The sequence below is a fragment of the Methanofollis ethanolicus genome (genome assembly GCF_001571385.1).
GTDB lineage: Archaea > Halobacteriota > Methanomicrobia > Methanomicrobiales > Methanofollaceae > Methanofollis > Methanofollis ethanolicus.
On the sequence record NZ_BCNW01000001.1, the window covers coordinates 418,751 to 436,852 of the forward strand.

The 18,102-nt window shown below is 63.3% G+C and carries 19 protein-coding genes; 4 read left to right on the forward strand and 15 right to left on the reverse strand.

Annotation, left to right across the window (positions count from 1 at the left end):
* The 12 genes from MEFOE_RS02210 to MEFOE_RS02265 form a co-directional block, all read right to left on the reverse strand.
* Window positions 1-594 (reverse strand): acyltransferase, encoded by a 594-nt coding sequence (locus MEFOE_RS02210; protein ID WP_067047663.1) that lies wholly within the window; start codon window positions 592-594, stop codon window positions 1-3.
* Window positions 591-2,330 (reverse strand): glutamine--fructose-6-phosphate transaminase (isomerizing), encoded by a 1,740-nt coding sequence (gene glmS, locus MEFOE_RS02215; protein WP_067052844.1) that lies wholly within the window; start codon window positions 2,328-2,330, stop codon window positions 591-593. Before glmS ends, MEFOE_RS02210 begins: the two co-directional genes overlap by 4 nt.
* 42 nt (window positions 2,331-2,372) lie before the next feature.
* Window positions 2,373-3,524 carry a bifunctional sugar-1-phosphate nucleotidylyltransferase/acetyltransferase gene (glmU, locus tag MEFOE_RS02220; protein ID WP_067047666.1) on the reverse strand — a complete coding sequence of 384 codons (1,152 nt, stop codon included), beginning with the start codon at window positions 3,522-3,524 and terminating at the stop codon, window positions 2,373-2,375.
* Window positions 3,525-3,534: 10 nt separating this feature from the next.
* Window positions 3,535-4,734 (reverse strand): bifunctional sugar-1-phosphate nucleotidylyltransferase/acetyltransferase, encoded by a 1,200-nt coding sequence (gene glmU / locus MEFOE_RS02225; RefSeq protein WP_067047669.1) that lies wholly within the window; start codon window positions 4,732-4,734, stop codon window positions 3,535-3,537.
* A complete protein-coding gene (locus tag MEFOE_RS02230; protein WP_067047672.1) occupies window positions 4,731-5,993 on the reverse strand; it encodes a phosphopentomutase/phosphoglucosamine mutase in 1,263 nt (420 codons plus the stop codon). The genes glmU (MEFOE_RS02225) and MEFOE_RS02230 overlap by 4 nt, the downstream gene beginning before the upstream one ends.
* Before the next feature lie 1,043 nt (window positions 5,994-7,036).
* Window positions 7,037-7,642, reverse strand: coding sequence for a hypothetical protein (locus MEFOE_RS02235; protein WP_153015840.1), 606 nt, complete (start codon window positions 7,640-7,642; stop codon window positions 7,037-7,039).
* A 7-nt stretch (window positions 7,643-7,649) separates the two neighbouring features.
* Window positions 7,650-8,261 (reverse strand): cyclase family protein, encoded by a 612-nt coding sequence (locus tag MEFOE_RS02240; RefSeq protein ID WP_067047678.1) that lies wholly within the window; start codon window positions 8,259-8,261, stop codon window positions 7,650-7,652.
* Window positions 8,262-8,266: 5 nt separating this feature from the next.
* The gene (locus MEFOE_RS02245; protein WP_067047681.1) at window positions 8,267-8,914 is read right to left on the reverse strand and encodes a protein-L-isoaspartate(D-aspartate) O-methyltransferase; all 648 of its coding nucleotides are present in this window, start codon (window positions 8,912-8,914) and stop codon (window positions 8,267-8,269) included.
* Between the two features lie 3 nt (window positions 8,915-8,917).
* Window positions 8,918-10,027: a SufB/SufD family protein gene (locus tag MEFOE_RS02250; RefSeq protein WP_067047683.1), complete on the reverse strand. Its 1,110-nt coding sequence runs from the start codon at window positions 10,025-10,027 to the stop codon at window positions 8,918-8,920.
* The gene (locus MEFOE_RS02255; protein WP_067047685.1) at window positions 10,012-10,743 is read right to left on the reverse strand and encodes an ABC transporter ATP-binding protein; all 732 of its coding nucleotides are present in this window, start codon (window positions 10,741-10,743) and stop codon (window positions 10,012-10,014) included. Before MEFOE_RS02255 ends, MEFOE_RS02250 begins: the two co-directional genes overlap by 16 nt.
* A gap of 223 nt (window positions 10,744-10,966) precedes the next feature.
* Complete coding sequence (locus tag MEFOE_RS02260; RefSeq protein ID WP_067047687.1) at window positions 10,967-12,130, reverse strand: hypothetical protein; 1,164 nt, start codon at window positions 12,128-12,130, stop codon at window positions 10,967-10,969.
* A 42-nt stretch (window positions 12,131-12,172) separates the two neighbouring features.
* Entirely contained in the window at window positions 12,173-12,949 is a 777-nt protein-coding gene (locus tag MEFOE_RS02265) for a TIGR01458 family HAD-type hydrolase (protein WP_067047688.1), read from the reverse strand.
* Between the two features lie 91 nt (window positions 12,950-13,040).
* Here MEFOE_RS02265 and MEFOE_RS02270 point away from each other — a divergent pair, with 91 nt between their 5' ends.
* From MEFOE_RS02270 to MEFOE_RS02285, 4 genes are read left to right on the forward strand one after another with little or no spacing between them, the layout of a single operon-like run.
* Complete coding sequence (locus MEFOE_RS02270; protein WP_153015841.1) at window positions 13,041-13,538, forward strand: hypothetical protein; 498 nt, start codon at window positions 13,041-13,043, stop codon at window positions 13,536-13,538.
* A gap of 47 nt (window positions 13,539-13,585) precedes the next feature.
* On the forward strand, window positions 13,586-14,098 hold the full coding sequence (locus MEFOE_RS13935) for a hypothetical protein (protein ID WP_067047691.1): 513 nt from the start codon (window positions 13,586-13,588) through the stop codon (window positions 14,096-14,098).
* Window positions 14,053-14,655 carry a nucleoside-triphosphatase gene (locus tag MEFOE_RS02280; RefSeq protein WP_160329473.1) on the forward strand — a complete coding sequence of 201 codons (603 nt, stop codon included), beginning with the start codon at window positions 14,053-14,055 and terminating at the stop codon, window positions 14,653-14,655. Before MEFOE_RS13935 ends, MEFOE_RS02280 begins: the two co-directional genes overlap by 46 nt.
* Complete coding sequence (locus MEFOE_RS02285) at window positions 14,655-15,575, forward strand: ROK family protein (protein ID WP_067047694.1); 921 nt, start codon at window positions 14,655-14,657, stop codon at window positions 15,573-15,575. The genes MEFOE_RS02280 and MEFOE_RS02285 overlap by 1 nt, the downstream gene beginning before the upstream one ends.
* A 658-nt stretch (window positions 15,576-16,233) precedes the next feature.
* Here MEFOE_RS02285 and MEFOE_RS02290 read toward each other — a convergent pair.
* From MEFOE_RS02290 to MEFOE_RS02300, 3 genes are read right to left on the reverse strand one after another with little or no spacing between them, the layout of a single operon-like run.
* Window positions 16,234-16,443 (reverse strand): helix-turn-helix transcriptional regulator, encoded by a 210-nt coding sequence (locus tag MEFOE_RS02290; protein ID WP_067047695.1) that lies wholly within the window; start codon window positions 16,441-16,443, stop codon window positions 16,234-16,236.
* Between the two features lie 6 nt (window positions 16,444-16,449).
* Window positions 16,450-17,145 (reverse strand): ABC transporter permease, encoded by a 696-nt coding sequence (locus MEFOE_RS02295; protein ID WP_067047696.1) that lies wholly within the window; start codon window positions 17,143-17,145, stop codon window positions 16,450-16,452.
* Complete coding sequence (locus MEFOE_RS02300; protein WP_201785165.1) at window positions 17,142-18,071, reverse strand: ABC transporter ATP-binding protein; 930 nt, start codon at window positions 18,069-18,071, stop codon at window positions 17,142-17,144. The genes MEFOE_RS02295 and MEFOE_RS02300 overlap by 4 nt, the downstream gene beginning before the upstream one ends.
* Window positions 18,072-18,102 lie beyond the last annotated feature (31 nt).

An 18,102-nucleotide genomic window follows, 5' to 3' on the forward strand; every position in this document is an offset into this window, starting at 1 on the left:
TCAGTCGCGCATCCCTGCAGGAAGATCGACAAAGCGTGCCGGCGACCCGATCGCCATCATCCTGGCGGGGACGTCATGGGTGACGACCGCGCCCGCGGCGACGAGCGCCCCCTCGCCGATCGTGATGCCCGGGAGGATCACCGCGCCGGCCCCGATCGAGACGCCGTCCCTCACCACCGGCCCCTGGAGGGGTGGCCTGCCCCGCGGCGGGTAGCGGTCGTTCGTCAGCACCGCGTTCGGGCCGATGAAGACATTGTTCCCGATCATCGTGTTTGTCGGGATATAGACCATGCTCTGGAGGGAGACATGGCTCCCGAGGACGCAGTCGCCCTCGATCACGGCCGACGTGCCGACGGCGACATGGTCCCCGATCTTTGTCCTCTCCCTGATCAACACGTTATGCCCGCTCGAAAACTCGTCCCCGATCTCGACGTCGCAGTAGATGATCGTCCCCGACCTGAGGACGGCGTTCTTCCCGATGACGGTGCCGGGATACTCCTTCTGGTCTAACCTGTCCCGTGAGGGGAAACCGAGAGTCACCGGCTCGAAGACGCGTGCGCCCTCTCCCATTCTGTTTATGCCATATTCTATCATTCGACAGTCACACTCTTTGCCAGATTTCTTGGTTTGTCGATGTCCCTGTTTAAAGCACATGCGGTGTGGTATGCGAGGAGCTGGAGGACGACCGAGACAGTGAGCACCTGGACCATCTGGTGGTCGTCGGGCACAGGGATGAAGACGTCGACGACCTGTTCCACCTCGGTGTCTCCTTCGATGCCGATGCCGATGATCGGTGCCCCCCTTGCCTTCATCTCCTTGACGTTGGAGAGCATCACGCCGTAGGTCCTGCCCGGCACGCAGATGGCGACGACCGGCGTTTCCGGCGAGAGCAGCGCGAAAGGCCCGTGCTTGAGTTCGCCTGCGGCATAACCCTCGGCATGGATGTACGAGATCTCCTTCATCTTCAGCGCCCCTTCGAGGGCGACCGGGTAGAAGACGCCCCGCCCGACATAGAACATCTCCTGCGCCTCAGATATTAATGCGACCGCTTTTCCGAGGGTGCAGGAGAGCACACGCTCGATAGAGCAGTTGGCATGGGCGAGGACGTCATCGAACTCCCTGTCGCACATTGCGTTCACCATCGCCATGAAGACCGCGAGTTGCGCGGTGAACGACTTGGTGGCGGCGACGCTGATCTCGGGGCCGGCGCACATGAAGAGGGTCCAGTCCGCCTTCCGTGTGATCGAACTCCCGAGAATGTTCGTGATCGCAAGGGCCGGGCAGTTGTGGGCCTTTGCCTGGTCGATCGCCGCAAGGGTGTCCGCGGTCTCTCCAGACTGGGAGACGGCGATGACGAGTTCGCGGATGGGCGGGGCATAATATTTGAACTCGGAGGCGAGTTCGACATTGACCCTCTTTTTCCCGTAGTCCTCGGCAAGATAGCGGAAGATGAGGGCGGCGTGGTATGACGTCCCGCAGGCCGCCACTGTCAGTTCGGGTGCGACCCTGACCATGGCAAGGCGACTGTCCCCTTCGAGGCCCTTGATGGTGTTGTAGAAGGCCTGGGGCTGCTCGTAGATCTCCTTGAGCATATAATGGGGGAACCCTCCTTTCTTCGCGTCGTCCACGCTCCAGGTGATATGATCGACCTGCCTCTCGACAGGCATTCCGTCATGGTAGACGTCGATCCGTGCGGGCGTGAGGGCGGCGATGTCCCCGTCTTCCAGGTAGACGGCCCTTTCTGTGTGGTCGAGAAGGGGGGTGATGTCTGAGGCGCAGAGCATCTCGCCGTCACCGATGCCGAGGACAAGGGGACTGCTTCTGCGGGCGGCGACGATCCGGGGGTCATTCTTTGCGAGGGCCAGGATCGCGTACGACCCTTCGAGGTGACGGACGGTCTCCGTGACCGCGGCGAGGAGGTCGCCTGTGTAATACTCCTCGATCAGGTGTGCGATCACCTCGGTGTCGGTCTCGCTCCTGAAGTGGTGCCCTTTCTCGGTGAGTTTTCTCCTGAGCAACGCGTAGTTCTCGATGATGCCGTTGTGGACGACGGCGATCGAACCGCTACAGTCGGTGTGGGGGTGGGCGTTCTGCTCGTTGGGGACGCCGTGCGTCGCCCACCGGGTGTGGCCGATGCCGATGGTCCCGCTGAGCGCCGAGAGGTCGAGGTGGTTATCCGAGATCCTCCCGTTTCTTTTGACGACCCTGATGTCCCCGTTCTCTGTTGCGACACCGAAGGAGTCATAGCCCCGGTACTCCAGGCGCTTGAGGCCTTCGACGATCAGGGGCGCCGCGTCCCTCCAGCCGATATATCCTACTATCCCGCACATGGTCTTCACAAATCCGGCTAACTCTGCTAATCTCCTGTGATCCTATAATAGTTTTGCACCATCGGGGATCTCCCCGTAAATGGTTTTCCCGTCATCGATGACCACGTCGTTCCCGACGATGCAGTTCCTGAAGATACAGAACGGGGCCGAACAGATGTGGTCGCCGATGACCGCCCCGAATTTCGCCCCGATCATCTCCCTCTCTATCGAGAAGATCGTCTTTGTGGGGAAGGTGGTGGCGTGGTCGCCGAGGTGCGACCCTGTCCCGACGACTGCCTCGACGATCCGGGAATGGGACCCGATGCTCACGTCGTCGAGGAGGACAGACTGGCCGATCATGGTGAAGGGTTCGACCCGTGCCCTGGCCCCGATGCTCGTCTCGGACGTGATGACACAGTTTGCGCCGATGTCGCAGTCGTCCCCGATGATCGCAGGGCCGAGGATGGAGGTGTTCGGGCCGATGGTCGTTCCCTTCCCGATCGAGACTCTGCCCCGGATCACGACGCCGGGGCCGCTCCTGCCTGCCCGCTCCTGCCTGACGTCCCGGAGCAGGGCGGCGTTCAGTTTGAGGAGGTCCCAGGGGTAGACCGCGTCCTGCCAGTCCGCGGCGGCGACGGCCTTCAGGGGCGTGCCTGCCCGGATCATCCTGTTGACTGCGTCCGGGATCTCCGTCTCCTCGAGGTACCGGAGGAAAGATGGGTCGAAGGAAAAGATACCGGTCGAGACGGTGAATCCCGGAGCGTCCTGGGGTTTCTCGATCACCTCCTTCACCAGACCGTCCTTGATGACCAGGACGCCGAAGTTCGAGGGGTGCGGGTGCTCCCAGGTGAGCACCGCGTTCTTCTCCCGCATGATCCTGGCGATGGAGGCGGTGTCGACATAGTTGTCGCCCGGCAGGAGGAGGAAGTCGCCGGTGATCAGGGGTGCGGCGCATGCCAGGGCATGGGCGGTGCCGAGTTGTTTCTCCTGCACGACGACCCTGACCGGGATGTCCAGGGTGTTGAGGTGGCGGATCACGTGCTCCTTCTTGTACCCGACGACGACGATGATCTCCCTGATCCCGTTCTTCTCCAGGGCCCTGATGATGTGCTCCAGGATCGGCCGGTTCGCCACCGGCACCATCGCCTTGGGCATTGCGTGAGTGAGAGGCCTGAGCCTTTTTCCTTCGCCTGCTGCGAGAATGACTGCCTGCATTTCTCTTCACCTACCTGATGATGGTCCTCTCGGCAACGGTCCCTTCGACGAGACAGTGGGGGCCGATGAGGGAGTAACTCCCGATGACGCTCCCCACGTTGACGGAGCAGTTGATCCCGAAGAGGACGTGGTCGCCGACGATCGCCCCGAACTTCTTTCTGCCCGTTGACCTGCCGCTGGCCGTGACGGTGCCGTGGTCGTGCCGGAGGTTCGCGATCTTGGTGCCGGCGCCGAAGTTGCAGCCGCTCCCGATGACCGAGTCGCCGATATAGTTGAAGTGCGGGACTTTGGTTTCAGGGAAGATGATCGAGTTTTTGATCTCGACGGCGTGGCCGATGTGGCAGCGGTCGCCGATCGCGGTCGAGCCGCGGAGGTAGGCGTGGGGGCCGATGGTGCACCCCTCCCCGATGATGCAGTCCCCTTCGATGTATGTGCCGGCCTTGATGACCGATCCCTTCCCGAGGATGAGTTTCCCGTGGATGACGACGCCGTCTTCGATCTCGCCTTCCGAGGTCGGCTTCATCGCGGCAAGGAGGGTGGCGCTGGCGTCGAGGAGGTCCCAGGGGGACCCGACGTCCATCCAGGTCGCCAGGCGGTATGCCCGCAGTCGTCCCTCTCCGATGTACTCGGCGAGGGCGTCGGTCAGTTCGTACTCGCCGCGGCCCGAGAGGGAGACCTCTTCGAGGAGGTCGTAGATCCCGGCGTCGAAGAGGTACACTCCCGCGTTGATGGTTCTGCTCTTCGGGTTCGGCGATTTCTCTTCGAGGCCGGTGATGCGGTCGCCGTCCGTGGTGACGACGCCGTAGTCCTGGGGATGTTCCGACTCATAGACTGCCATGGCGGGGGCGTCCATCCGGCAGAGGGCGGCAAGGTCGCGGGTCTCCACGATCATGTCGCCGTTGAGCATCAGGAACCTCCCGGTCACGAGCCCTTTTGTGGACCTGAGGGCGTCGGCCGTGCCGAGCTGGTGGCGCTGCGGCACGTACCTGATGGAGACGCCGAGGCGCTCGCCGTCGCCGAACCACTCCCGCACCTCTCTCTCGCCATAGCCGACGACAAGAATGATCTCGGTGATCCCGGCGTCCCGCACGGCGGCGATCAGGTGTTCGAGCATCGGCCTGTTGGCGACGGGGAGCATCACCTTCGGCCTCTCCGCGGTGAGAGGGCGCATCCTCTTTCCCTCGCCCGCGGCAAGGATCACGCACTTCATGCGAGATCCCTCCCGTGGCGGGCCGCGGATACACGCGCCTTTCCCTGCTCCATCATCTTCTGTGCGGCGGCGGCGTCCTTCCCCTCGGCGGTGAAACGGATCTTCGGCTCTGTCCCGCTTGCACGGATCAGGCACCACCCATCCTCCTCCTCGATCCTGATGCCGTCTGTCGGGACGGCGGCGCCGAGTGCGTCCATCAGGTCGCGGGCATTCTCGAGGCGGACCGAGTCTCTCAGGATCGGGTAGGTGGGCATCAGTGCCACCTCGTCGGCGATGTCCCATTCCCCGGCGATCTCACAGAGGAGGGCGGCGGCATAGATGCCGTCAGGACAGAGGGAATTTTTCGGGAAGATCCATGCCCCTGATGGTTCTCCGCCGAAGTCTCCCCAGCGGAGGAGTTCCTCGGAGACGTAGGTGTCTCCGACTGGTGTTCGTCTCACCTCCGCGACCTCCTCGATCGCCATCGAGGCGTCTGCGGTCGTGACGACGCGGCGTGCGCCGAGATATTTCGCAAAGAGCATCAACAGGTGGTCCCCGCCGATGTACCGACCCTTCCCGTCGAAGGCCATCATCCTGTCGGCGTCGCCGTCGTGGACGATCCCGCAGGCGGCGTTTGCCTTCCGCACCATTGCGGGCATGTACGGGAGGTTTGTTTCCAGGGGTTCGGAAGGCCGGACAAAGCGGCCATTCGGGTTGGCATTGAGGGCGAGGGGGCGCACGCCCCCGTCGGCAAGGAGGGATGGGGTGATCATGCTCCCGGCGCCGTTCCCGCAGTCCACGACGACATCGAGTCCTTCCGGGAGGGTGAGGGTGCTGAGGATGACGTCTTTGTGGATGGAAACGGCGTCGAGATCGTGGACATGCCCCTGGGATTCCCACCCGGCCCAGTGGTCCTGTGCGAGCGCCTCTTCCATGGCGGTCTGCTGGGCCGCGGTGAAGGAGGAACCGTCCGGGTTGAGGAGTTTGATCCCATTGTACTCCTCCGGGTTGTGCGAGGCGGTGATCATCACGCCGAGGTCGTGGACCCGTGCGGCACAGGCGACCGTCGGGGTGGGGGCGATGCCGCAACTATAGACGTCGCATCCGACCGAGAGGAGGCCGGCACTGACGCTGTCCGCGAGGACCTGCCCGGTCGTCCGGGCGTCCCTGCCGACGACCGCATTCCCGCCGCGGGATGCGGCCGCAGCCCCGACACGGATGGCCAGGTCGGCGAATCCTCCGGAATATTCTCTTCTGATCCCTGAAGAGCCGAAAAGCATGAGTACGTCTGCACCCTCACAGGATATGAGGTTTGGGGATTGGGCCGCGGGGATCTTTTCAAGGTATCAGGATTATTATAATCGCGATGTGTGCGGCCGCCCCGGAGATGTCGGTCCGGGAGGTACTGGTCTCTGGTTGGGGGAGAGTGTGTGATGGGGCTCTTTGCCGAGATCTCATTCGCCGCCTTCGAAGGTCTTCGACTCTCTTGTGTCCCTGCTCCGGATCGAGGGGGATGGTAATTTTCTCTTCGGAATTTCCTACTTTGTCTCCCCATTCCTATTCATGACAGAGATTGGAGGGTTTTTCACCGAGGATGGTCTCTCCCCCGTAATCTCATGTGGCGTATAGATCCACTGCCTTCCCCATGCATTTTGCCGGGGGCTCCTCGAAAACCTACGGCTTTCTCGAACTCGCTATCGCTCGTTGCCCCCGGACCCCCGCTCAGGATAGGTGGGGATATGGTGCTCTCCCCCTCTGAATGTCCTGTTCACTCTTCCCGAGCCCATCGTAATAGGGGTCCGGGGAATGCGACCAAAGGGAACTTGAGAAAATCTTTGATTTTCGATGGAACCCCCGGCAGAAAGGAGAGGGAAGGCGAGGGAAGGCGAGGGATCTGTGCTCCCTCCCCGGGATCACAGGGGAGACATCAAACATGGTATGAGGGTTTCAACAAAGCCGATTGATCTGTATTTCATGCCGGGGGACTACCGCCCCCGGCCCCCCGGTGCAGGATAGGCGTGGATAGGGCAATCTTCCTCCAGATCTCCTCTTCGGACTTCCCCGGCCCTATCCTAATTTCGGGGGGCAACGAGAAAGCCCTCGGGCTTTCGAGATGCGAACGAAGTGAGCAGGAGAAGACCGTCAGGTCTTCGAGTAGTCCCCCGGCGGAGAGGTGGGGGAAGGCATTTGATCCACACCACTCGTCATGGAAACCGGGGGCGACATCGGCCCGCGAGAGTTTCTCCAGAGCCGAAAAATTGGATACTGCCTGTTTTGAAAGTCTTCTTCTCGCGTGTGGATAAAAAAAGGAGGGCCGATCCTTTCAATGCCCGTACGGGCACCAGTGCTCGATCTTCTGGAGGAGGGCGACGCCCGCGGTGGAGGGACCGAGGAAGATCACCCTCTTTGTGCCGAGGGCGGCCTCGATTGCGGCAAGTCCTTCGTCGGAGACGAGACCGGGGCCGGTGACCAGGAGGACGTCGGCGTCGGCCGGGTCTGAGACAAGGGCCGCGCCAAGGGCGGCGGGAAGATTCTTTGCCTCGCCGACGACGGCGACCTTCTTTCCCGCGACCTCTGCCATGAGATCCCCGAGGCAGGGGGCATGATGCGCCCCGTCGCAGGCGTTCAACTTTCTATTGATGCAGAAAAAGCCGGTGACCGCGTTGATGATCGCGCAGGCCGCCGTCCTCTCCACCGGGCTTTTGAGCGGAGCGCCGAACATGAACGAGACCTTCGTGCAGGCCTGGATGGGATCGGCCGTCACCACATGGCCGTGCCTATCGCCGAAGCAGGCATCGGTGCAGACCCCCCGCGGGTACGGGCAGAGAGGGAGTTTCGGGTTCTGCGCGAGCGAGACGGTCCCCTCCTCGCAGCCTCCGTCTTTCATAATCTCTTCGAGCCGCTGTACGGCAGTTGCAATCAGGTTCATGGTCACCTCAGGATATGGGCCTGTCCGAGAGGATCACCCTCGCCGGTGCCCCGTCGAGCCCTTTGAGACGGAGAGGGAGGGCGATCATATAATAGTCACCCTCCCTCACAGCCGAAAGGTCGAGGAGTTCGACGATGGCGATCCCGTTCCCGAGGAGGGTGCGGTGGACGGTGCCGTCGCCGTCGAAGGCCTCGATGGAGGGGGAATCGATCCCGATGCAGGCGACTCCGGCGTCCGCGAGGAAGGCCGCGGCGTCCGCGGTCAGGTGCGGGTAACCAGGATCGAACGCAGTCTTTTCGGAGAACCACGTCTTCAGGAGAACTTTTTTTGCATCGCCGATCCGCTCTTCGAGATCTTCCCGCGTGATTGCGGTTTGTGTCCCGAGGTCGACGACCCGGCACCTCCCGACGAGCCTTTCAAGGGAGATGGCGTCGACCGTTCCTCCCGCATCCTTCCGGTAGTGGGAAGGGGCGTCGATGTGCGTGCCTGTGTGGGTGCAGAGGGAGAGAAGGGTGATGACATAGTCCTCATGCTCCTCTCTCGTGAACGACGGCGCCGGGTCGCCGCCGGGAAAGACGAGGATCTCTTCGGAGAGCTCACGCGTGATGTCATGGAACATGGCCCTCACTCCTCCCAGCCGTGCTCCCCGATCAGGGGGACGAAGCAGACCGCCCCCCACGAAGCCGGGACGATCTCGTCGCCCTTGCGGGTGTAGCACATCAGGTACTGGAGTCCCCGGCTGCCGACCGGTGCGACAAGCCTCCCGCCGTCGGCGAGCTGGTCGAAGAGGGGCTGCGGGACGGAGGGGGTCGCCGCGGTCACGATGATCCCGTCGTAGGGAGCGTGCTCGGGCAGGCCGAGGGTGCCGTCCGCGGTGACGACATGGACGTTCTCCGCCCCGATGCCGGCAAGGTTCCTCTCCGCCAGGTCGGCAAGTTCTGGCAGGCGCTCGATAGTCCAGACCTCCGCGGCAAGACGGCCCAGGATCGCCGCCTGGTATCCGCTCCCCGCCCCGATCTCAAGGATGCGGTCGCCGGCCTCCACCGCCAGGAGTTCGGTCATCACCGCGACGATATAGGGCTGGGAGATCGTCTGCCCGCTCCCGATAGGGAGAGGATGGTCGCCATAGGCCGCACCCTGCAGTCCGGGCGGGACAAACAGGTGGCGGGGGACATCGAGCATCGCGGCGGCGACCCGGGCGCTCCTGACACCCCGCGCCCGGATCTGCTGGTCCACCATGCGGCGGCGCTCCTCTGTATAGTCCCTCTCCATCTCTCAGTAGCCTGCTTCTGAGGCGTCGATCGCCGCGTCGATCTGTTTCTGGAGCACCGGCGGCAGGCCCTCGATCTTCACGTCAAGGAAGCCGCGGATGATCGTCGATGTCGCCTCCTCCTCGGAGAGGCCGCGGGCCATCAGGTACTCGATCTCGTCCTGTGCGATCTTACCGACCGCTGCCTCGTGGGAGAGTTCGGTGCCGGTGACCCGTCCGTCGATCTCGGGGATCGCGTGGATCCTGCCGTCGGTGAGGATGAGGCCCCGGCACTCGATGTGCCCCTTTGTCCCCTCGGTGGCACCGACGATCTGGCCGCGGGAGATGATGGTCCCGCCCCGGGTGATGGCGCGGGTCACGAGTTCGGCACTGCTCCCCTTCCCCTGGAGGACCGCGCGGGAGCCGAGGTCAAGGTGGGCACCCGGGTGGGCGACGACAATGGAGGAGAAACGTGCCGTCGCATTTTCGGCAAGGGTCGCCTCGGGGTACATCTGGACGCGGGAGACAGGGTGCATGCAGACATAGTTGGAGATGAAGACGCCGTTCTCCTCGACGATCGCGGCGCTCCGCGGATAGACCGAGATGTGCGGGTTCCAGTTGTGGATCATCGTCGAGGTGAGGTGGGCGTTCTTACCGACATAGAACTCGGTGACACCGAGGTGCGAGCCCCTCTTTGCCCCTTCGGCGCTGGCGCAACCGGATATGACGTGGAGTTCTGCCCCTTCCTCGGCGATCATGATGTTGTGCACCGTCTGGACAGGCGCCGCGGAGAGGTACAGGCAGGCCTGCACCGGGAAGACGGCGCGGGTGCCCTTGTGGGCGATGACGACGACCCCCTTCGGCTGCTCCTGCTTCGCGACGAACGTCGTGTACTTGTCCTTGTCCTTCCTGACGGCGTTCCAGTACCTGTCGGCCATCCAGTCGTATTTCTCGAGGGCCTCCTGAAGGGAGAGGACTTCGACTCCCTGGGCCGAGCAGGTGGTCTGGAGGATCTTCTGGTCCATCTGGAAGAAACTCCCGCACCTGTTCTCCATGCCGACGTCGAGGCCGGTCTGGGTGAGACGCTCCTGTTCAGCCTCCGGGAGGGTATAGAACTCGTTCATATCTGCTGGCATGCGAGGCACTCCTTGTATCCTTTCTCCTTGATCACGTTGAGGATCTCGCGGGGGTTGCCGTGGCACCGGATCAGCCCGTCGATCATGACGTGACCAGAATCGGCCTCAAGATAATTGAGGATATGGCCGGTGTGGGTGATGATAAGCCCGCTCTTCTGGCGGTTCATGATATGCAGATCCTTCTGGAGAAGACGGGCGATAGCGTTGCCCATCAGGGAGATGTTCTCCAGGTCGACGCCGCTTTCAGGCTCGTCGGCCATGACGAAGTCGGGCCTCTGGACCATCAACTGGAGTACCTCGCTCCGCTTGATCTCCCCGCCGGAAAAGCCCTTGTTGATGTCCCGCTCAAGGAACCCTTCCATGTTCACAGACCTGGCGTACCCCGGTATGTCACCGGTCTTGCCGCCTGCAACGGCGGTGAGGAGTTTGCCGAGCTTGAGACCGGAGATCGTCGGAGGCCGCTGGAAGAGCATGCCGATCCCGAGTTTTGCACGCTCGTCGATGGGCATGTGGGTGATGTCCCTGTTATTGTAAAGGATACGTCCCTCGGTCACCTGGTAGTTGCCAAACCCCATGATCGTCATCAGCAGGGTGCTCTTGCCTGAACCATTCGGGCCCATCAGGACATGCGTCTCCCCGTCGTTGATCTGGAGGTCTATCCCGTGCAGGACCTCGCGGTCCCCGATCCTGACCTTCAGGTTCTCAATCTTGAGCATGAATAACCCTCCAGAGTATATCAGAAAATGGGGATAAACAGTTATCGGCATGGCCATCACTTTCACCCCCCGCACGGCCTGCCATTGAATACCTCCCTGCCGACCCCATGATCATGACAGACATAACCTTCTCCGCGATCGCCGAGCGTGCACAGGCCTATCCGGCCGTCCAGAGGAGGAACCAGATCTCAAAGGCTGCCTTTCTGGCGAGGAAGACCCTCTCTCAGGATATGCCGTCTTCAGTCCCCTCCCCTGTCTGCATCGTGGTCTGAGTCAGGGGATGGTCGCGGAGCCAGCGGTAGGTCGCGGCCCGATCAGATCGGTGGCCGAGAATATAGGCCGAGACCTCCCGGGCCTCGTCGAACCGTTTTCTCTCCCTGTCGTGGGCCTGCAGGGCGGCGTTGTAGGCTGCGGCATCGTCGTTGAACGAGAGGATGCCGGCATTGTAGCCTGCGGTCTCCCCTCCTCCGAGCATCTCTTCCAGGTGATCCCTGGTCTCGATAAGCCTCAACTCTTCGGCCCGCAACGCCGTCATCTCTTGATCGAGGGTCATGCCGAGACGTGCAGTGATCTCCTCCGCCTCCTTCTCCCGCATCTTGATATATGCGGTCTCGTCCCCGCTCGTGTACCTCGCCGTGCCGTTGCCGATGCTGATGACCAGCGGTTCTTCGGAGAGCCTTGCACCGTTTGCAAGGACTTCGGGGACAGATCCGACGAACCCGATCTCTGTCGTCTCGATGTAGATGTAGCCGGTCGACCCGAAGGTGTTGTGGTCGCCTGCGATGCCGGCGGCCATGTGGGAGTCGTTCACGAAGTTGAGGAGGGCGACGTCATATCCTGCCTGAGAGAGGAGGGCGGCAAGGAGGAGGCTCTTGTCGTCGCAGTCCCCCGTGCCTTCGGCGACGGTCTCGACCGGAAACTTTGGGGGCGTGCCGTTCGGGTGGTGTTCGTACGGGATCGCCTGCACGAAGGCGGTGACCAGTTCGACATAACGGTCCGAGTCGAGGGCTTTTTTGTCCCTGAGGTCAGAGAAGGCGTGGAGGAGTTTGCCGTACAGGGCCTCCTGGTGGGGGTCGTCGATGAAGGCGCGGTAATACCCTGTCATCCAGATATCGTCGGAGAGGTTTTCGTAGAGAATGGCGTTCTTCGATCCTCCGCGGGCGCCGCTGTAGACGGCCATGTCCACAGGCATGCAGAGGCGGTAGGTGCTGTCCTCGAAGGAGAAAAGAAACTCCGAGTCTCCGGTTTCGTCGGTCTCCGAGGCCGGTGTGATGGACGGATAGATTGCCGCGGGCCTCAGAAACGGCATGACTCCTGATGCCACGATGATGCATGCGCACACTATCGTGATCCCGATGAAGAATGCCCTCCGTATCTGTTCGCTCATTCTCTCCTTTCCCCGCAGTCCCGGCGAGAGTCGCAGTTGCCTCTATATATATGTTGCTTCGATGGTCCCCGGCAGGTCAGCGACAGAATCGAGGAGGTGGTCGGGCCTGTACGGCGAGGTGTCAAAAATATCTTTTCTGAACTTTCCTGTCATGACGAGGGCTGTCTTCATCCCTGCTCCTTGCGCCCCGCCGATGTCGGTCCTGATGTCGTCGCCGACCATCAGCGCCTGTGCAGGGGACACTCCCATGTCGGCGAGGGCAAGGGAGAAGAATGCGGCCGAGGGTTTTCCGACGACCGTCGCCGTCTTCCCTGTGGCATATTCGAGGGCGGCGACGAAGGGGCCTGCGGAGAGCATCAGGCCGCCGTCGCCCATCCAGTACCTGTCCTTTTCGAGGGCGATGATCGCGGCGCCGTCCAGGACCATCCTGAAGGTCCGGTTCATCGCGGCATAGGAGAACCCGTCTCCCGCGTCGCCGACGACGACGGCATCCGCGCCGTCCTCGACGATGGGTATGCCTGCCGCCTCAAAGTCATCCCTGACACTGCCCCGCGTGAGGAGGAAGGTCCTTTTTCCTGCAATATGATGGATCGCGGCGACCGGCGGGTTGAAGACGAGGCTTTCGTCGATCTCGTAGCCATAGCCCTGCAACTTTTCCGCGATCGAGCGGCGCGACCTGCTTGTCGTGTTCGAGACGCACCTGAAGGGGATGCCGTTGTCCCTGAGCCATGCGACTGCCTCCCTCCCCCCTGCAACCGCCTGCCCGCCGACATAGAGGACGCCGTCGATGTCGAGGAGGACGCCCCTGATCTCTCTCATGGTCTCCCATATCTCTCTGCGCGGACACTTTTTATATGCGTTCCCGCATATTTCTGCCCGGCACCGCGAGGGTGCCGTAAGGAGAGAAAAGATGGTGGAGATCAATGACATCCCTGCCGAGGTGCGGTGGAGTCTGGCGACGCGGGGGGCGAGTGCTCTCCCCCTGGCGTACGCAAAGGTGTACCGCGAGAGGCATGGGGGCGAACTCGGCGAGATCTCGGGGGCGATCTGGACCGAGGCCGGAAAGACGCAGGGGGCGCTGGCCCGCGCCTTCAACATGCCCCTGAAGACTGCGGAGGACGTGACCCGGGCCTTCAGCACCCTCTCGACGGTGGTGCTCGGGCCCGAACTGAAAGGGGAGGTGCAGGTCGAGCGGGACCGCGACTCTGCCCGCGTGGTCACGACGTCCTGCCCGTATCTCTCGCGGGCGAGGGAGATGGAGGAGGGCCTGGAGACCGTCTGCCCGGAGTGCAGGGCCTACTGCACCGCGGCGGTCGAGAGTCTCAACCCTGCCTACGGCATCGTGTTCGAGGACCGGATGTGCCTGGGCGGGGAGACGTGCCGGATGAGGGTCGAGCCGAAGAGGTAAGGTTTTCTCTCACCGGCCACATCCCTTTTTCTGGAGTGTGTGGTGTCATGCCGAAAGACCTGATCGAGGAGATCCCACCCCTGGCCAGGTGGCGGTTTGCGACGCGGGCGGCCTCCCTCCTCCCGGCCTTGTACTCGCGGGCCCTGCGGGAGGGCGAGGGCACGCCCGAGGAGAGGGAGCAGGCGGTCTGGTACGAGGTCGGCCGCGAGGTGCGGGGGATCGCGGAGGCCTTCGGATTCCCGATAGAGACCGCGGAGGAGATCTGCGAGGTCTTCAGGGCGGGGTCTGTCGTGCTCTTCGGCCCTGACTTCAGGTTCTCCATCCTTGCCACCTCGCCTGATTCGGCGACGATCGTGCTGAAGGGATGCCCGTACACCCGGTATCTGGCCGGGGCCGGGTGCGACGCCGACACCGCTTTTTCCTGGTGTCTCCCCTTTGCCATATCGGCGGTCGAGCACCTCAACCCGGCCTTCACCCTCCGTTTTGTCCGCGCCCGGTGTATGGGCGAGGCACAGTGCGAGATGACGGTCCGGAGGAAGGAGGGGGGGGAGGAGTCCTGACGGCCGGGAACATCCTGATCACCGGGGCGCCGGGGACAGGGAAGACGACTCTCATCCGCCGGGTCGCTGAGGGGATGGCCAGCGTCGCCGGTTTTTACACGGCCGAGATCCGGGAGCAGGGGAGACGGACAGGTTTTGAACTGGTGGGTTTCGACGGCAGGCGGGCCCTGCTTGCGCATACCGGGATCCGGGGCCGGCATCGCGTGGGGAGGTATGGCGTGGACGTCGCCGCGTTCGAGGCCTTCCTTGCCGCCACCCGATTTTCGGGCGAAGGGGTGCGTCTTGTCGTCGTCGACGAGATAGGGAAGATGGAGTGCCTCTCCCCTTGCTTCAGGGACCTGATGGTCACTCTCCTCGACGGCCCCCTCCCGGTGGTGGCGACGGTCGCCCTCAGGGGCGACTCTTTTATCGAGGGGTTGAAGGAGAGGCCGGACGTGCGCCTTGTCGCCGTGACGGAGGCGAACAGGGACGCCCTGCTGCCTGTGCTCCGCCTGGAGGCGGCGTCCCTTGCTGGCGAGGGCAAGGCCCATATGCCGCCGCACCGACCGGGTGGGTGATGGAGAGGAGGACAGTGGTCGCCGTCGATATCGGCGCCACCCACTACCGGGCCGGGCTTGTGGCGGATGACGGGTCTATTGTCAGGCTTGAAACCGGGGACACGCCGCGGGTCGGGGAGTCGGGACTGGTTGTGACCCGTGCGGTCGCGGACGCGGTCGAGGCGGTGACCGGCGACGCCTCGCCGTCGGCGATCGGGATCGCCTCGGCAGGTCCCCTCGACTGTGCCGCGGGCGTGATCGTCCGCTCGCCGAACATGGCCTTCCCCGAGGTGCCGCTCCGCGGACCCCTGGAGGGGCGTTTCGGTCTCCCTGTCTTTCTTCTCAACGACTGCCGGGCCGGAGCCCTCGGTGAGAGGTGGCAGGGGGCCGGGCGGGGTGTCGAGAACCTCGTCTATGTCACCCTCTCGACAGGGGTCGGCGGCGGTGCGGTGGTGAACGGCCGCCTGCTCCTCGGGCGGTCGGGGAACGCGGGGGAGGTCGGCCACCTCTTCGTGGACACGGCCTACGGCTGCGTCTGCGGCTGCGGCCACCCCGGCCACTGGGAGGCCTATGCTTCGGGGACAGGGATGCCCCGTTTCTTTTCGGCCTGGCTGGAAGGGCAGGGGTCGGCGCCGTCCTTCGACGCAGCGACGAGCGCCGGCATCCTCGGTGCCGCGGAGAGGGGCGAAACCCTCGCCCTCTCCTTCATGGACGCCCTCGGCAGGATCAACGCCCGCGCCCTCTCCGACATCGTCGTCGCCTACGAACCCGAGGTGGTCGTCCTCGACGGTCCCCTGGCGCAGCACCACGGCGACCTCCTGATCAGGCACATGCTCCCGCATGTCGACCGCTACCTCCCCCTCCCGCGGCTTGCGGTCAGTCCCCTCGGGGGCAGGGCGCCCCTCCTCGGTGCGGCGGCGTACGCGCTCGGGATATGGTGATCGTTCTTCGGGGATGAGAGTTCCCCGGGGTCGATGTCCGATTTTGTCGGTTCTGTAGAATCGCTCATGAAACGAAGTTTCAGGCGGTTCTTTGAAAACCACCCGGCGGTTTTCATGGAGGTCATCCCAAAACGGATCCGAACCTTCATGCACGCCGATGAAAGGACGCACATTTTGTTCTGAAAAATCCTGTTCTGGCGTCTTGTCCGGGGGGTTTCACCCCCCGATCCCCCTCTCATTGCGATAGGGGTGGAGGGCAATCTCCTTCATCAGGATCTCTCTCTTCCCTGACCCTATCCTGTTTCGGGGTCCGGGGGAACGACCGGAGGGAGTCGAGAAAACTGTGGGTTTTCGAGGTAGTCCCCCGGCGAAGAGGTTGGGGAAGGCGGTGGTTTCGCATGATTCTTCAGGGAATTCAGGAAGATATCGACCCGATCATGATCTTTGATCCCAGGATTGGACGGGGGAAGTGAGAGGAGGAGACCAGCGATCTTCCGGGCAGGCAAATGTTTCATCTGTCAAGTATGGAAAATCGGAGATTTTCCTGTGCGTGCACATCTGAGATCTGCCGCGGACCGAAGTCTTCGAGGTCCGAACGCAGTGAGGTCAAGAGACCGAAGGTTTCGCTGTCGTCTCCCGGCACGGCCACATCAAATATTCATTTCTCCAGGTCCTCCTCACCGAAGATGAAGACCTCCTCGATCCCGGCGCCGAGTTCGCGGGCGACCCGCCAGGCAAGCCTGAGGGAGGGGTTGTACTTCCCCTTCTCCAGGAAGACGATCGTCTCCCTCCTGACGCCGACCCGTGTGGCGAGTTCCTCCTGGGTGAGCCCGGTCTTTGCCCGGTATTCGCGCATTTTCGTCTGCATGGGGCCTCAGGGGATGGTGGTCACGATCCGCTCGCGGTCCAGGAACCGCGTCGCCCCCCTGAGGAGGAGGAGGAGGAAGAGGGCGACGGCAAGGAACATCCCCTCCACCGTCCAGGTCACCTGGAAGTCGGCCCCCATCAGCCCGGCCGAGGCCGAGAAGAAGAAGATGACCAGGAAGACCACGGCCATGTTGATGATCTGGTTCTCCCGCATCCCGAGAAGGAGCTGGACAAGCCCGAGCATGCCGACGGCCACGGCGATGAAGGCCGGGACGACGACGAGGAGATGGAAGACCATGGGGCCGGACGGGAGAATCAGCGCCCCTGTCACGGCCGAGGGCCCGGCGACGAGGACAGCTGCACCGCCGAGGGTGAGGGCATAGGCCGGGAGGGTGACGCCGATCACCTTGCCGAGCCAGATCTCCCGCAGGGAGAGGGGCGAACAGAGGAGGGTCTCGATCGTCCCCTCTGTCTTCTCCCGCAGGAAGGCCTGTCCCGAGAAGATGTAGCCGATGAAGATCCCGATCACGACGAGGAGCATGAACCCGACGCGGTCGAGGGCGGCATAGCCGCCGGTGGCGAGCACGGCCGGGATTGCGGTCGCGGAGAAGACGAGGGTGACCAGGGCCGCCGAGACCAGAAGCTGGCGCGACCTGAGGATCTGGCCTGCCTCCTTTCTCGCGACAGTGAGGACGCTGTTCATGCCGACCCCTCCGCCTGCCGCACCGCGGCAAGATAGATATCTTCCAGAGACCGGCGCTCCCGCGTGACCTCCTCGATGCCGCACCCGGCGCCGACGAGCATGCGGACGACCTCCGCGGCGCTCTCACCTGCAAGGGTGGCGCTGACGGCCTCCCCCTCGCGGGAGAGACCGCCTATCCCGGCCACCCTCCCGAGGGCCGCGACGGCCCGATCCGCCGAGGCGGCGTCCGAGAGGACGACCCGGAGGTGCGTCCCCTCCCTGCCGCCCCGCAGCCTCTCGACGGTGTCGAAGGCCCTGACCTTCCCCTGATGGAGGATGGCGACCTTCGAGCAGACCCTCTGGACCTCGTCCAGGTTGTGGGAGTTGACGAAGACGGTCATCCCCTCCTTGCGGGAGAGGTCCAGGATCAGGTCCCTGACCATCCTCTGCGCCTCGGGGTCGAGGCCTGCCGAGGGTTCGTCGAGGAAGAGCACCTCCGGGTCGTGGAGGATCGCCCGCCCGAGGCCGAGTTTCCGCTTCATGCCTGTCGAGAAGGTGCCGACGAGACTGTTCTGTCTCTCTGCAAGTCCGGTGAACTCCAGGATCTCCGTCGCCCGCCCCGCGGGGTCGGGGACGCCGTACAGGCGTGCATAGTACTCCAGGTTCTCCCGTGCGCTGAGGCTGTCGGAGATCCCGTTTTTGTCGAGGAGGACTCCGACCCGCCCGCGTGTCCGGTCGTTCACGGCGAGGGACTCGCCGAAGACGAGCGCCTCTCCATCCGTCGGCCGCAGGAGGCCGAGGATGCACCGCATGGTCGTCGTCTTCCCGGCGCCGTTCGGGCCGAGGAAACCGAAGACCTCGCCCTTCTCCACGGAGAAGGTGATCCCTGTCAGGACTTCTCTCCCGTTGAAGGTCTTTTTCAGGTTTTTAACGTCAATGATACTCATAGTGCTCCCTTTTTGATGGTGTGTTCAGTCA